A 15,009-nucleotide genomic window follows, 5' to 3' on the forward strand; every position below is an offset into this window, starting at 1 on the left:
TCGGGCTCCTTTACAGATCTGCCGGGCTTGCGAGGTGGCCGGTCACCGCAGTTGCTGCTGCAACCAGCGGGGATACGAGGTGGGTACGGCCACCCGGGCCTTGGCGGCCCTCGAAATTGCGGTTGCTTGTGGAGGCACTGCGCTCCCCCGGTCGCAACTGGTCTGGGTTCATGCCGAGGCACATGGAGCAGCCCGCGGTGCGCCATTCTGCGCCGAACTCTGTGAAGATCGCGTCGAGGCCTTCTTCTTCGGCCTGCTGCTTCACAAGTGTGGAGCTCGGCACGACGAGCATGCGTGTGCCTTCGGCGATGCGACGGCCCTTGACAACGTCGGCGGCTGCACGCAGATCCTCGATGCGCGCGTTGGTGCAGGAACCGAGGAAGACCGTATCGATGGTGATGTCGCGCAGCGGCATGCCCGGGGTCAAGCCCATGTATTCGATGGCCTTCGCAGCAGATGCCTTCGTGTTGTCGTCGGTGAAGTCCTCCGGGTCGGGCACGTTTTCGCCGAGCGGCAGACCCTGGCCCGGGTTGGTACCCCAGGTGACAAACGGTGTCAGTGCTGCACCGTCGATTTCCACGACGGTATCGAACTTTGCGCCTTCGTCGGTCGGCAGCGTCTTCCAGTACTCCACGGCTGCATCCCAGTCCTCGCCCTTCGGCGCGTACTCGCGGCCTTCGACGTAGTCGAACGTGGTCTGGTCCGGCGCGACCATACCGGCTCGTGCCCCTGCCTCGATAGACATGTTGCACAACGTCATGCGTGCTTCCATGGACATCTTCTCGATGGCTTCGCCACGGTATTCAATGATGTGGCCTTGTCCACCGCCGGTGCCGATCTTCGCGATGATCGCCAAGATCAGGTCCTTGGCCGTCACGCCTTCCTGCAGTTCGCCAGTAACCTCGATTGCCATCGTCTTAAACGGTTTCAGTGGCAGCGTCTGGGTGGCCATAACGTGCTCGACTTCGCTGGTACCGATACCCATCGCGATCGAGCCGAACGCGCCGTGCGTCGAGGTGTGCGAGTCGCCGCAGACAATGGTCATTCCGGGCTGTGTAATGCCCAGCTGCGGGCCGACGGTGTGCACGATGCCCTGTTGGATATCGCCCATCGGGTGCAGCTTCACACCAAACTCGGCGCAGTTGTCGCGCAGGGTGGCTACCTGGGTGCGCGAGGTAGGCTCGGTGATCTCGATGAGGTCACCGCTGGTAATACCCGTGGTGGGCACGTTGTGGTCCTCCGTTGCCAAATGCAACTCGGGGTGGCGCATGGTGCGTCCGTTCATCCGCAGACCGTCAAACGCCTGCGGCGAGGTCACTTCGTGCAGCAGTTGAAAGTCGATGAAGATGAGGTCAGGCTCGCCGTTTTCCCCCTTCGTTACCACGTGGTCGCGCCATACTTTCTCCGCTAATGTCAACGGTGGCTGAGTCATCCGGTCCTCCTTCATACGGGCTCCCGACATCCCACACTATGAGATGCTAGGATTCGAACTGTGAGACAGTATAACGAAGGTTCCGGGATTAAAGTCCTCGACCGCGCAGTTGCCATCACACGCTCGGTTGGTGCGGGTGATAAAACACTCGCAGAACTTAGCGACGACACCGGCCTGCCACGCGCAACCGCCCACCGCATTGCCACTGCGCTGGAACTGCACCATGTGCTTTCCCGCAACGAACACGGCGAATGGACACTCGGCCCAGCACTGACCGGTCTTGCCACGGGGCTTCCCTCCGCGCTGCTTCCGGCAGCCGCGCCGGTTATGCGAGACCTGGTTGCACAGACCGGGGAATCCGCACAGCTTTACCAACTGACGGGATCGACCCGCACCTGCATCGCTGCCGAAGAACCGGAAAGCGGACTGCACAACGTGGTGCCGGTTGGCTCCAGGCTCACACTATCGGCCGGTTCTGCGGCCCGCGTGTTTGCCGCCCACTGCCCGATCGACTCCCCGTTTGATGCAGCGGACCTCGAACAGGTACGCAAGGTCGGCTACGCCGAGTCTGTCTCCGAGCGCGAGGTTGGCCTGGCGAGCGTGTCCACCCCGGTGTTCCAGCCCGACGGCACCTTAGTCGCGGTCCTGTCTGTGTCGGGTCCCGCCGAGCGCTTGAAGCCCTCCCCCGGCGCAACATGCGGCGAGGCGCTCAAGGACGCCACCGCTCGGCTGAGCGCCGAGCTCTAGCCGAGCTCTAGCCGAGCTCCAGCCTGGCACTGGGGGTGCCAACGGGCGTCAGCGAACGTCGATGTCGTCCAAGCGCCCCGCAGACCACACCGCGGGGGAAGCGGGTCTTCCGCCGCAGGATCAGTTCGTCCTCGATGCAGTAGGCGCCGACCAAGAACGCCTCGATCTCCTCACTCGGCGGAGTCCGTTTGACCAGGTAGGGGTCGATGAGGAAGTTATCCGAGGTCGTGCAGCACCGGGTGCGGTTCATGGCTAGGCCCACCAAGGGCACGCCGTCGGAACGGGTCTTGGTGAAGGCGACTTCGGCAAGGGTTAGCCCGCAGCCGTCGACAAGCGAGCGCCCCGGCTCAAGATACAGACGCAACCCGCGCTCGCGCAGCGCCTCTGCGACGCCGCCGGAGAGTACCTCGGTGAGCCACGCGCCGCGCGTCGGCTCCTGCCAGTCCCGGGCCGAGCACGCCGCGCTCGAGAGCGTCGGCGACGAGGGCGCGGGCTGAGCGGTCCTGCCGCCGGGGTTGAAGGATTCGAGTTTGGCTCAGTTTCCCCCAAACGCTCCATTTGAGGGTACGCTCGCCACGTGAGAAAGAGCGGGCAGATTCTTGGACGGGACATTCGTCGCCTGCTGCGCGTTCCCCGGGCCTTCATCATCATCGTCGGCGTGCTTATCATCCCCGCGCTCTACGCGTGGTTCAACATCAACGCCTTCTGGGACCCCTACGCCCACACCCAGAACATCCGCATCGCGGTGGTCAACAACGACCGGGGCGCCTCCGCCGAGCGCGTCGGCGAGGTCGACGTCGGCGAGCAGATCACCGAGCAGCTCAAGGGCAACGACAAGATCGGGTGGGTGTTCCTCCCCGAGGACGAGGCCCGCGACGGGCTCATGCGTGGCGACTACTACGCCATGTTCCTCATCCCGCCCGAGTTCAGCGAGGACCTGCTGAGCCTGGTCAGCGGCACCTACACGCAGCCGGTGCTGGAGTACTACGTCAACGAGAAGAGCAACGGCGTCGCCCCCTCGATCACCGACGCCGGCGCACACGCCGTCGACACGGCCGTGTCCGAGGCCTTCAAGAAGAAGGTCGGCGAGGCCGCCGCGACCGAGCTGCGCAACAAGGGGATCGCGACGCGCGAGGACGCCGAGAAGGTCCGAGGCAAGGCCTCCGGGAGCTTCGGCCAGATCGCCGCCGACCTCGACGCCGCCCAGGGGCGGGTGGCCACGATGAAGCAGAGCATCAGCGGGGCGCGCCCGGTCGTCACCGAGCTGAACACCCTCGTCGGCTCCGTCGACGACACCCTCGGGTCCGTGGACTCCTCCCTCGGCGAGGCCGAGGGGATCATCGCCGAGCTGCAGAAGTCCTCCGCCGGTTTCAGCGCCGACACGTCGGCCGCGCTCGTCGAGTCCACCAACGCGCTCAGCCTCGGCGCCGCCTCCGCCAACGCCTCCATCGCGGAGGCGACGGGCCAGCTCGGCACCGCCCAAGGGCGAGTGCGCTCCGCCGTCGGCGAGGTCGACGGCGTGGTCAAGCAGGGCGAATCCGCCGCCGCGCAGCTGCGCGCCATGTCGGCCGGGGCCGCCCTATCGCCCGGGGTCCGCGCTCAGCTCGACGCCGCGGCCAGCGCGCTGGAGGAGCGTACCGTCGCCTCCCGCGCCGTCCTCGACGGCCTGAACAACGTGGACCGCCGCACGGGCGCTGCGTTGGCGTCAATAGGCGAGCTCGGCGACTCCCTCGAGGCCGCGACCGCCGACTCCAACGCCGCAGCGCGCGCCGCAAGCACGCAGCTCGGCGAGTCCGTGCCCGCGATCAACGCCTCGCTCGCGCAGGCCTCCGGCAGCGTCGCCTCCGTGCGCGGCGCGCTGAACAGCCAGCGTGCCCTGCGCGAGGAAACGACCTCGCTGCTCGCCGGGGTGGACAACCAGCTCGCGGCCAGCCTCGGCATCCTCGACGAGGTCTCGGGCAACCTCGGCACGCTTGCCGACGGCGCCCGCGCCGCCCAGTCCGACATCAACGCCCTCCTGGCCACCTCCGACTCGAAGGCCCTCAACACTGTCACGAACCTCAACTCCGCGAAGATCGGCGAGTACATCTCCTCGCCCGTCACCGTCGAGCAGCAGGCCGTCTTCCCCACGGAGAACTACGGCAGCTCCATGGCCTCCTTCTTCACCAACCTGGCCCTGTGGATCGGCGCGTTCGTGCTGACGATCATCTTCCGCGTCGAGGTCGACACCGAGGGCTTTCGCCGCCTCACCGTCGGCCAGGCCTACCTCGGCCGCTTCCTCCTCTTCGCCACGCTCTCGGTGCTCCAGGCCGTCGTGGTGACGCTCGGCAACGTGGCATTTGGGGTGCAGATACAGTCCGTCACGGCCTTTCTCGCCACCGCAATCGTCATCGGGGTCGCCTACACAGGGATCATCTACTCCATCGTCTCCGCGCTCGGCCACATTGGCCGCGGCATCGCCGTCTTCCTCGTCGTCATCCAGATCCCGGGCGCGTCGGGCCTCTACCCCATCGAGCTCATGCCCGACTTCTTCCGCCGCATCTACCCCTTCCTCCCCTTCCGCTACGGCATCGACGCGATGCGCGAGACCATCGCCGGGTTCTACGGTCATCACTACCTCCGCTTTTTGGCGGCGCTTCTCGCCATGTCCGCCGCAGCCTTCGCCCTGGGGTGGCTGTTCCGACTCACCTCCTCGCACGCCAACCTCCTGTTCAACCGCCAGCTCGCGCGCACGAACCTCATCACCAACGAGAAGGTGGAGGTCATGGGCTCGCCCTACCGCGCGTCCGACATCATGGCCGCCCTGTCGGACCGGGATGAGTTCCGCGGTGGCGTCGAGAAGCGGGCGCGGATGCTGCGGGAGAACTACCGCACCCTCATCTTCGGCGGGATCGGCGCGGGCGTTGTCGGCATCGCCATCATCACCCTGCTCACCATGCTCCTGCCCACCGACAAGACGATCATGCTGGCCATCGTCGTCACCTGGTCACTGCTGGTCGTCCTCTACCTCGGCGCGGTGGAGTACTTCACGCAGAGCCTCGTCGACGCCGAACAGGTCTCGCGCCTCGGCGAGGCCGAGCTGCGCGACGCCGTGATCCACCGCCACGACTCCGCCGGCACCAGCGTCACCATCGGGCCCGCGGATGCCGAAAGCGAGGACACCAAGTGAGTACCGTCTTCTCCATCGCCTACAACGACCTGCGCCGGCTCTACACCAACGTCATGGCGGGCATTGTCATGGTCGGCCTGATCGCCATCCCCTGCCTCTTCGCCTGGTTCAACGTGCTGGCCACGTGGGACCCATTCGGCAACACCGAGCGCCTCGAGGTGGCGGTGGCCAACACCGACCGCGGCCACACGAGCGATCTCACCCCGCTGTCCGTCAACGTCGGCGACATGGTCCTCTCCCAGCTCTACCGCGACGACTCTATGGACTGGGTCATCACCGATGCCGACAACGCCATCGAGGGCGCGAAGTCCGGTGAGTACTACGCCGCCATCGTCTTGCCGCCCACGCTGAGCGACGACATGTTCACCTTCTACGCCGGAAACGCCGAACCCAGCCGCATCGACCTTTACGTCAACGAGAAGAAGAACCCCATCTCCCCGGTGCTCATCTCCAGCGGCGCGCAGGGCGTCAGCGCCCAGATCAGCGCGTCGTTTACTAGAGTCCTCGCCGAGGTGTCCTTCGGGTTGATCGAGACGACCTCGGACTTCTTCAACGAGGCGGAAACCAAGCAGGCACTCGACTCCATCGAGACGCGCACCGCCAGCGCCCGCGACCAGCTGCTCTCCAGCGCCAGCACCGTGGACGCGCTCGCCTCGCTCACTGAGTCGAGCGTGCCGCTCGTCGACAGCGCCGAGCGGATCTCCGGGGCGCTGGGCGACTCCCTCGGGCAGGTCCGCCCCGTCGACCTCGGAGCCACCGGGGCGGGCCTCGGCGGAGGCGGCGCAGCGCTTGCGGCGGCGCTGGGGGCAACGTCGGAAAGCTTTGCCGCCATAAGCGACCGCGTCGACCAGCTGATGGCGGACTCCTCCGCCACCTCCCAGGCGACCGCCGCGAGCCTGACGGACATCGCCGCGCGCATCGATGTCCAGGTGAAGCAGTACACGGCCCTGCGCGACACCATCAACGGCCAAGTCGCCCCGGTGCTTCCCCCCGACGCCCAACCGGCGGTGCGCGCGGTGGTCGGCGACCTCAACGACGCTATCGCCCGCCAGACGGCCGTGCGCGACCGACTCAACGACGCCGCCGCGCGCCTCACCGCCGGGCAGGGCGGCCGGGACGGGAAGAACGCGGACCGGCAGGAGATCAAGGACTCGATCGCCCGGGCCCGCGAGGCGATGGACTCGGCCAAGAATTCCTACGACACCGGGATCCGCCCGCGCCTCGAGGCGCTGTCGGGCTCGCTAGACAACGTCCGGGCGAACGTCGACAAGGCCCGCTCGGACATGGACGGCGTCTCCTCTGCCCTGGCCAATCGGCCCGGCTCGCTGCGCGACACCCTCGCAGCCTCCGGTGCGAACCTGCGCGACACGGCGGAATCTCTGCGCGCCAGCGCGGCGAGGATGCAGGAGGCGCAGCGGTCGATCGCGCAGGCGCGCTCGAGCGGGGACCTGACGAAACTGGCCGACCTCGTCTCCAGCCACCCGGAGGAGCTCGCCGACGCCCTCGTCGACCCAGTCAAGGTGGAGCGCAAGGAGGTCTTCCCCCGCGTCAGCTTCGGCGCCGGCATGGCCCCGCTTTACACGGTGCTCGCCCTGTGGGTGGGCGCCCTGTTGACGTCGGTGGCCGTGCGCACGGACGATCGCTCCATCGAACAGAACGTGGTCGATCCCGACCGCCTCACCGCGGGCCAGAAGTACTTTGGCCGCTACCTGACGTTCGTGACCACCGGTCTGGCCCAATCCACGCTCCTCATGGCGGGGCTCATCGTCTACGTGGGCATCGAGCCCGCGCACCCCTTCCTCCTCTTCATGGCGGGGTGGGTCTCGAGCCTGGTCTTCCACCTGATCTGCTACACGCTGGTGCTCTCCCTGAGCAACGCCGGCAAGGCCGTGGGCGTGCTCATCCTGGTGCTCCAGGTCTCGGCGGCGGGCGGCGCCTACCCGCTGCAGCTGCTGCCGGGCTGGGCGCAGGCGATCAGCCCCTGGCTGCCCGCGACCTACTCGATCCGCGCTATGCGCGCCGCGGTCTTCGGCACCTACGGCTGGGACTTCTGGCGAGCCCTCGGCAGCCTCGTCCTCTTCGTGCTGCCTTTCCTCTTCCTCGGCCTCTGGCTGCGCCACCGGCTGCACCACGCGATCAGCCGCATGGACGAGGCGGTTGCTCAGACCAAGGTGATGATGTCCTAGCCGCGCCTACAGGTCGATGGTGCCGCGCACGCGCGCGGTCACCAGCCCGCCCACCCAGATGTCGCGGCCGTCGTCGATTAGCAGATTATGCTTCGACGAACCCCTCGCCGATGCGCCACTGGCGCTTCTCGCCCAAGCTGACGGAAGCGTCCGGGTCCTCCACGTCCGAGACCCGGTAGTAGAGCATGTCCACATAGTCATAGTGGATGCTTGCGATGCCGTAGCCATGGGCATCGAAATCGATGTGGTTGACCCAGGGATTGGAATCGCGGATGGTCTTCTCCACCAGCAGCGACGTCGAGTTGTCTTCCGGGTGGTACGTCCCAAACACTGTGGTGAGGATTTCATCCACATTTGGTGCAGAAATTGAGGTTGTCACCATCTCGCAGCCGATCTCACCAAAGCCCGACGGGGAGGCAATCGAGTTCGCCCACTCTGAGTGGATGTCGCCCGTCAGGAACAAGGCGTTCGACTCCTGCTCGTCCAGCATGGTGAGCAGGCGGTCACGCTCGGCCGCATAGCCATCCCACTGATCCGAGTTCACCGCAATACCGGTAGCGCGCTCCCTCATGTAGCCCGTTGCAATATTGGCCTTCTCGTTGTCCTTGATGGTGACAAAGCGCATGGGCGACACCATCACGGAGTTACCCAGCACATCCCAGCGTGCGGTGGACTGTTGGAGTTGTTCTGCCACCCAGGCAAACTGCTCGTCGCCAAGCATTGTGCGCTCATCGTTGGCAAAGTAGTCGCTGGTGGTTTCCTCGTCGCGGAAGGTTCGCAGATCCATCATCGTCAGCTGCGCGAGGTTGCCAAACTGGAAGCTGCGGTAGATGCCTGGAGCCTCAATGAGCGCACTGCGACGTACCGGGAGCCATTCGAAGTACGCCTGCATCGCCACTGCTTCGCGTTGCTTCCACTGCCCTTCAACCCGGCCGTCCGTGTGGTTTTCGGCTCCTTCGCGCCAGCTGTTGTTGGCTGACTCGTGGTCGTCCCACACCACAATCCAAGGGCACGCCGCATGGGCCGCCTGCAGGTTCAAGTCGGTGCGGTAGCGGCCGTAACGTTGGCGGTAATCCTCCAACGTGGTGATTTCCCACTCCGGATGGTGCATCCTGGCCACACCACTTTTGCCTACGTACTCGCCGGTTGGATACTCATAGATGTAATCGCCGAGGAACACCACGTGGTCGATTTCGCCCGCACGCGCGCGCTGAGCCATGTCAGCGTAGGCGCTAAAGAATCCGGACTCCCAGTTCGCACATGATGCGATTGCGAGATTGAGCGTATCCAGGTCAGCGTCTACGGCTGGCGCAGTCAACGTACGCCCCACCGGGGAGAAAGAACCTGCGTGCTCACCCGATTTCACGATGAAACGGTAGAAGTACTCCGTATCTGGATCGAGCCCGTCCGGATCGACGTGCACCGTGTGGTCGGATTCCGCACGCGCAGTCGCGCTTCCTGTCTTTGGGTGAGTGAAGTCTTCAGTGGTGTCGATCTGCCATTCCAGCTCGACATCGTCGCCAAGACCTGAGCCTGGCAACGCCTCGCGCGAGGGTGTCACACGGGTCCACAACACCACGCGATCCGGCAACGGGTCTCCCGACGCAACCCCGTGCAAAAATGGCAAGTCCCACTGATCCGCCGGCGTTGGCGCCTCAGGAGTTGAGACAGTGCTGCGGCGCGCAGCAACAGCACCGCCAGTACCCAGTGCTACGGCTGCGACAGACGCGGCAACGGTTTGGAGAAATATACGACGATTGACACGGGGTTTCGAGCTCATGACGCCCACTTTCAACCAGCTCACAGGCGCGCGCAACGAGGAAACCGCCAAGTTTCCAAAAATTCACCCACACTTCACTGAGGTGACGATCCGCTAGTAACCCGATGTTAAAACAACGTGACTTGTGTGGGTGGACATGACTGTTTCGCTTTCCCGTGCCCCTCGTTCCATTCGTCGCACCGCAATTTCTGCGGCTGTCGTCGTGTCCCTGTTCGGCTCTGCCACGACGGCCGTCGCTGCGGATGCCCCTGCAGGTGCAATCAACACCCGTATCAGCCGCATCGTCCTCGGCATCGGATCCGACGCGACGGAAGCGAACTTGGCCTGGCAGTCGAAGACCAGCGAGACACAGTTCCTGGAGTACTGGCCGACTGCTGATCCAGCCAACATCACGCGCGTGGAATCGCCCCGTGGCCCGTACAACTCGGCTGTCTTCTACCCGCACGAAGCGACGATGACCGGCCTCGAGCCTGACACGGAGTACGCCTACCGGGTTGGAAGCGATCGTCGTGGCTATAGCGAGCAGCGCACCTTTACCACCGGCACCGACGGGGATTCCTGGAGCTTCCTCGCCATGGCCGATGCGCAAATCGGTGTAGATACGAAAATCGCCGAGCAGTCCGCCGCATGGAACAAAGCGGTCAATACCGCAACCGGTGAACACCCCGACTCCGCGTTCATCATGCACCTGGGTGACCAGGTTGAGGGCTGGGGTGCCCCGGTCAAGCAGCTTGAGGAGTTCACCGCGCCAGAAAAACTCCAGGAGTACCGCCTTGCCGTACTGAAGGGCAATCACGAGACATACACGCTCGACCGTCACTTCCAGGACACGTACTTCCTGCCCAACGAAGTTGATGACACCGCGAACTACTTCTTCAACTACAACAACGTCTTGTTCATCGGGTTGGACGGCAACCGCGCATCCAAGGCCGACATCGACGTCCACGCGAAGTTTGTCAACGAAACGATCGCCGCACATGGTGCCGACGCTGACTGGGTGATCGTCGGTATCCACCACGCACCGTTCTCCCAGGGCACGCACTACACCGACAAGGATGTCGTCGAACTACGCAACTCCTTGACCCCAAAGTTGTCCGAAGCCGGTGTGGACCTGGTGCTTAGCGGCCACGACCACATTTACACTCGCACGCATCTGATGAACGGTGTCGACCCTGTCATTCCCGCTGGCGCATCGAAGTCCGGCGACATTCTTATTCCGGAAGACAACGAGGTCCTCTACGTCACCTCCACCACGGCAACAGGTGGCAAGTACTACGACTTCCAGGACGAAAACGGCACAACCCACCCGAATGTCCGCGAAGAAAACGTTACTGACCTGGCACACAAGTCCACCGCACGTTGGCGCCAAGACTACAACCCGGACTACACCAGCATTGACGTCTCGCCTGAGTCGCTAAAACTGACGACGTACAACATCAACACCCCGTACGTGGTGGATCAGGTCACTCTACTGAAGAAGGACGCCACACAGGAGGAACCGCCGCAGGAGGAAGCACCGACGACGACTGAAAAACCAAGCGCGACCACGACGAGCGCCGCGAAGCCGACCACGCTCACTTCGGTGTCCACGGTGACGTTGACGGAAACCTCGACGATTACGTCCCCATCTCCCACCGTTGTGGAAACCACCAAGGTTGTCCCCACGACGGTGAAGCAAACCGTCACGCCCACCACAGAGAAATCCGGCGCCGACACCGGGAACACTCCGTCTGAGAACGACGCCAACAACGGCTCTCACGAGACCACTGAAACCGACGCATCCGGCTCCAGCACGACCGGCATCGTCCTGACGGTGTTGGGCATCCTGTTCGGCCTCATCGCTGCCATTATTGCGGTGCTGGTCAACCTGAACCCTCAGTTCGTCCAAGACATCCGCCACAAGTACGGGATCTAAGGGCTACTCCGCTGCACGGGCACTGACACGCTCAGCCCACCGATAGATAATGTTCTGTTTATCTCGGCGCAGCGTGTCGTGGCCGAGGACCAACCCCTCGTTCATCCGCCCTGCAGCAGCAAGGTGCTTCTGCCCCACCAATGTGCCGTCTGGGTGGATGTGCAGGGCGCTAGTGTCTGCATAACGCATCCCGACACCATGCTCGACGAGATCCCCAATGAGAGTCCCGTCGACGACTCCGGCAGGTGCGTTCACGGCGTCAATCACGGCTGTTGCGCCGACCTCCTTGGCCACTTCGGTCAAATCGTCTTCGCCACGGTTGAAGACGTCGGTGCGGATCCGGTTGTCGTCGATAAGCGCGAGCATCTCCACCGCCGATTCAACAGGTGGGCCGGTAGCAACGCGCCCGAGTGTGCTCATGAAATCGTCGAACTCGGAGCCGCCAAGCGATTCTCGGCCGCCGAAGGACGCGCGCTGGATGAGCGCATCCTCGGTGTCGCGAAACGCCAGCGCCACAGCAAGCGCCGACGTCCATCGTCTCTCCCCTTTTGCAGCAGCGACCGATGTGCGAAGTTCCGTCACTGGATCCCCTGTGAAGTCCTCACCGTTGATCACCGCTTGAATATCCTCACGCGCACCTTCGCCACCGACGATCGCGAGGATGGCTTCTGCTGACTCCGTCAGAATTTCCTTGAGCTCTTCAAGCGACTGGCACTGCAGAATCGCCCGGTCAGCTTCCGCAATAACGGGTTGGGCCTGGCGCGATTGCTCCTCGTCGAGGTAGGCCTTGACCTCCATAAAACGGCCCGATCGGGTCACTGGGTAAAACACTTTCGCCTTTGCGTAGCGCACGACATCGATAAAGGTCAGCGCTGCTCCGCGCACGAGCGCGATGTCATCGGATGTGACCGAATCCAGATTGCTTGCCGGATACGCCGGGGCGATTACACGAAGATCCCCGAGATCCTGATGAGCAAGCGAGCCTGGCCAATCATGCGCGTGCCCTGTCACCATGAGTACTTCGTCGAACTGCTCGCCGTCCACTTCAACGCCATTTCCCACAGGGGTTACGTCCTGTACTCGAGTGATGCGGAAATCAAGCGTGCACTTTGCTGGCAAGTTCGTCCGCAAGGCTTCCCACGAAGCATCCAAGTGCTCGCCTACGCGTCGTCGTGGAGGGAACTGCCCTTCTAACTCGTCGTTTGGATCTAAGGGCCCCAGGTGGGTCTCCACAATGGATTTTGGGGCGTTGAGGATCCACTGCTCCGGAACCGAGGCACCAAACGCTCCTGGTGCTGAAATTTCTTCCATCGGTGTCTCGTTAAACACCGTAAGTTCGATGGCTGCTCCACGCTGCCCCGCACGATCAATGAGCTCTTCTGCAGCCCACAGCCCACGGGGGCCTGCTCCGATGATGGCAACTTTCATTTCCTACGCCCCTTTGCGGAGTACTCGTCGAGCGTTGCTGCTGCCCACTCGAAATCGGCACGGCGTATGCCGCGACGCGCGTCGCATTCGCCAAAAGGTACGCCGGACATGTGCCCCACCTTAGGCGGTGCGGGCTTCCAATCGCTCGACTTGGCGACGAAGCTCCGCACCTAACTGATTGCCCGGCAAGCGTTCCTGAACCACATCGCACACTGAGCGGTACCACCACACCTGCCGCTCTACAGGCGAATTGAAGCGTCCCCAGAGGTCATCCCCGATTGTGTCGAGGTCGGCATGAATGGAGAGCAGGTTGTGCAGTTTGTCTGCCGCTGCGATGAAAACACTGCCTTCCTCGGCTTCGCGAAGATGCGCAAGGTATGCGTCGGCGCGCCCCTGCCAGCTGCCGATGCTGTCCTCTTTGGTCACGCCTCGGACGAGCTCGACGACGCGTTCGCCGAAATCCGCAGCCATCTGCTCTGCGCTGTATTCCTCGGGGACATCTTCGAAAATGTCGTGGAATAGTGCACCGATGAGAACGTCCTCGTCGTCGGTGACTTGAGAAACGAAGTGCATCACGCCAAACACGTGCGATACGTAGGGAATGTCGGTGCCTTTGCGCACGTCATTGCGGTGCGCAAATGCGGCGACGTTGATAGCCCGAATGATTCGCGGTGATACAACCGGAATGTGTTCTGCCATGTACGGCTCCTTTCTGTCGGGAAACACGTCCCACTGTAAAGATGCCGCCGACACGAAAGACGGAACATTCGAACACTGCTGCTAATCGACGACAATCTGTCCCCGCACCCGTACCGTCACCGCTCCACCAACCCAGATGTCAGAGCCGTCGTCACTGATGGTCACACGGCCGTCCCGGCCGAGCGCAGTACCTTGGGAGACCGAGTAAGTTGCCGGCACGTCCCCGCGCGATCGCAGCCACTGCGCCATCGCACCGTTCGCGCTACCCGTCACCGGGTCTTCAAACGTCGGAGTAAAAGCGCGTAACACATACGCCGGATCCGTCCCACCCGTGAGTGCGGCAAATGCAACCTTGAGATCGCTCGATGCCGGTCGTTGTAACGCGAGAAGGGTTTCTACGCTATCCAGCAGTGCCAACCGCCAGCCCGGCCCGTTGTCGCCCCACGCGGCGTCAACGAGCGAACTCTCCCCCACCCCGAACACGTCGCAGATCTCTGCACGTTCGCATGCCGTAAGAGGTGCAGAATTCTTCAGCGGTGGGGTTGCGAACGCGAGCATCGAGTCGCTGATACGCACCTGCACATTGCCAACACCGCACTCTTGGACGACGCCGTCTGAGGCCTTCGGCGTGTTACCCAACTCCAGCCACGCACGCGCCGTGCCCAAGGTCGGGTGCCCTGCGAAGGCGTATTCCTCGGTTGGGGTGAAGATTCGGACCCGGTAGTCGGCCTCGTCGTTAGTAGGTTCGAGCAGAAACGTCGTCTCCGAGAAGTTCGTCCAAGCTGCGATCCGCTGCATCTGCTCAGTGGTCAGATGGTCCGCCCCGCAGATCACCGCGAGAGGGTTTCCCGTGTAGGCACCGGTTGAGAACACGTCGAGTTCGAAGAAACTAAGGGAAGTCACTGAACCTACGCTACCAATGCGAAAACCTCCGACCCGGAATCCGGATCGGAGGTTTTCTCCTTGTACCCCGTACGGGATTTGAACCCGTGTTACCGCCGTGAGAGGGCGACGTCCTAGGCCGCTAGACGAACGGGGCGCGCTCGCTTTTTGCGACTTGCTAACAATAAAGGAAACTTCCCAATATCAACAAATCAGCACGTCAGACGCTAAAAACTACTCCACACCAAGCGCTGGTCCGAGCGTGTCCCAACTTGCCACTAACTCACGTCGGAACAAGCCGAAGTTGTGCGTCCCTTCCTTGAACTCGTACCAATCCGGGTCGATGCCATTGCGTCGTGCCTCTGCGATGAAGTGCAGCGAACACGCATACGCGAGTTGCTCATCAGGCACAAGAAGTGGCTCGGGCGAATCGACGACCTCAACGTCAAGCTCCGACGGCAAACCACGTGAGGCCGACAGAAAAATCTTCTTCCCCTTGAGCCCCTGAACATTGCGCACGGGCGAGTGGGCGGCCCACGCCGGATCCCAGGAGCTGCCCCACATCTGTGCTGGGTCGCCCTTATTAATGCGCACGGTGCCGCTGGCGAAGGCCTGTCCGACAAGCCCAGTTGTCGACGGGCAGGAGGAATATGTTCCCGCAGCGACAAACCTGTCTTCCAAGGTGGCGATGTGCAGGGCTGGCCCACCGGACATCGAAAGGCCTGCGATGGCGTCGCGGCCGGTGCCGTGGAAGTGCTCGTCGATAAGCGG

General features: G+C 63.3%; 10 protein-coding genes, 1 tRNA gene and 1 pseudogene. 4 read left to right on the top strand and 8 right to left on the bottom strand.

Translation table 11 applies throughout. The annotated features are described in order from the left end of the window. Window positions 1-10 precede the first annotated feature (10 nt). A complete protein-coding gene (gene leuC / locus HMPREF3048_RS07455) occupies window positions 11-1,432 on the bottom strand; it encodes a 3-isopropylmalate dehydratase large subunit (protein ID WP_070422956.1) in 1,422 nt (473 codons plus the stop codon). Window positions 1,433-1,492: 60 nt separating this feature from the next. On the opposite strand from leuC, the gene HMPREF3048_RS07460 reads away from it, so the two are divergent. Next, the gene (locus HMPREF3048_RS07460; RefSeq protein WP_083279497.1) at window positions 1,493-2,179 is read left to right on the top strand and encodes an IclR family transcriptional regulator; all 687 of its coding nucleotides are present in this window, start codon (window positions 1,493-1,495) and stop codon (window positions 2,177-2,179) included. A gap of 76 nt (window positions 2,180-2,255) precedes the next feature. Here the strand turns inward: HMPREF3048_RS07460 and HMPREF3048_RS07465 are convergent. Further along, window positions 2,256-2,621, bottom strand: a pseudogene (locus HMPREF3048_RS07465) (diaminopimelate decarboxylase); the annotation flags it as partial. 135 nt (window positions 2,622-2,756) lie between these two features. Between HMPREF3048_RS07465 and HMPREF3048_RS07470 the strand changes: the two are divergent. Next, on the top strand, window positions 2,757-5,348 hold the full coding sequence (locus tag HMPREF3048_RS07470; protein ID WP_083279498.1) for a YhgE/Pip domain-containing protein: 2,592 nt from the start codon (window positions 2,757-2,759) through the stop codon (window positions 5,346-5,348). After that, window positions 5,345-7,534, top strand: a complete 2,190-nt coding sequence (locus tag HMPREF3048_RS07475; RefSeq protein ID WP_246818871.1) for a YhgE/Pip domain-containing protein — start codon at window positions 5,345-5,347, stop codon at window positions 7,532-7,534. Before HMPREF3048_RS07470 ends, HMPREF3048_RS07475 begins: the two co-directional genes overlap by 4 nt. 85 nt (window positions 7,535-7,619) lie before the next feature. On the opposite strand, the gene HMPREF3048_RS07480 is transcribed toward HMPREF3048_RS07475, so the two are convergent. After that, window positions 7,620-9,314, bottom strand: a complete 1,695-nt coding sequence (locus HMPREF3048_RS07480) for an alkaline phosphatase D family protein (protein ID WP_070771745.1) — start codon at window positions 9,312-9,314, stop codon at window positions 7,620-7,622. A 136-nt stretch (window positions 9,315-9,450) separates the two neighbouring features. Here HMPREF3048_RS07480 and HMPREF3048_RS07485 point away from each other — a divergent pair, with 136 nt between their 5' ends. Further along, window positions 9,451-11,229 carry a purple acid phosphatase family protein gene (locus HMPREF3048_RS07485; RefSeq protein WP_141758881.1) on the top strand — a complete coding sequence of 593 codons (1,779 nt, stop codon included), beginning with the start codon at window positions 9,451-9,453 and terminating at the stop codon, window positions 11,227-11,229. Between the two features lie 3 nt (window positions 11,230-11,232). Here the strand turns inward: HMPREF3048_RS07485 and HMPREF3048_RS07490 are convergent, their stop codons facing one another. From HMPREF3048_RS07490 to HMPREF3048_RS07510, 5 genes are all read right to left on the bottom strand, one after another. Further along, window positions 11,233-12,657 (bottom strand): FAD/NAD(P)-binding protein, encoded by a 1,425-nt coding sequence (locus HMPREF3048_RS07490; protein WP_070450066.1) that lies wholly within the window; start codon window positions 12,655-12,657, stop codon window positions 11,233-11,235. A gap of 120 nt (window positions 12,658-12,777) precedes the next feature. Beyond that, window positions 12,778-13,356 (bottom strand): HD domain-containing protein, encoded by a 579-nt coding sequence (locus HMPREF3048_RS07495; protein WP_070450069.1) that lies wholly within the window; start codon window positions 13,354-13,356, stop codon window positions 12,778-12,780. A gap of 81 nt (window positions 13,357-13,437) precedes the next feature. Beyond that, complete coding sequence (locus tag HMPREF3048_RS07500) at window positions 13,438-14,259, bottom strand: PhzF family phenazine biosynthesis protein (protein ID WP_070450072.1); 822 nt, start codon at window positions 14,257-14,259, stop codon at window positions 13,438-13,440. Between the two features lie 63 nt (window positions 14,260-14,322). After that, window positions 14,323-14,395: transfer RNA gene (locus tag HMPREF3048_RS07505), tRNA-Glu, on the bottom strand. Between the two features lie 77 nt (window positions 14,396-14,472). Then, on the bottom strand, window positions 14,473-15,009 hold a 537-nt coding region (locus tag HMPREF3048_RS07510; RefSeq protein WP_246818872.1), incomplete at its 5' end, for an alpha/beta hydrolase-fold protein.

It is taken from the genome of Corynebacterium sp. HMSC075D04, from assembly GCF_001815635.1.
Taxonomy (GTDB): domain Bacteria; phylum Actinomycetota; class Actinomycetes; order Mycobacteriales; family Mycobacteriaceae; genus Corynebacterium; species Corynebacterium coyleae.

Excerpts from the sequence above, each read along its gene's own strand:
- leuC (WP_070422956.1), bottom strand. The coding sequence starts at position 1,432 with ATGACTCAGCCACCGTTGACATTAGCGGAGAAAGTATGGCGCGACCAC.
- HMPREF3048_RS07480 (WP_070771745.1), bottom strand. The coding sequence starts at position 9,314 with ATGAGCTCGAAACCCCGTGTCAATCGTCGTATATTTCTCCAAACCGTT.
- HMPREF3048_RS07485 (WP_141758881.1), top strand. The coding sequence starts at position 9,451 with ATGACTGTTTCGCTTTCCCGTGCCCCTCGTTCCATTCGTCGCACCGCA.
- HMPREF3048_RS07490 (WP_070450066.1), bottom strand. The coding sequence starts at position 12,657 with ATGAAAGTTGCCATCATCGGAGCAGGCCCCCGTGGGCTGTGGGCTGCA.
- HMPREF3048_RS07495 (WP_070450069.1), bottom strand. The coding sequence starts at position 13,356 with ATGGCAGAACACATTCCGGTTGTATCACCGCGAATCATTCGGGCTATC.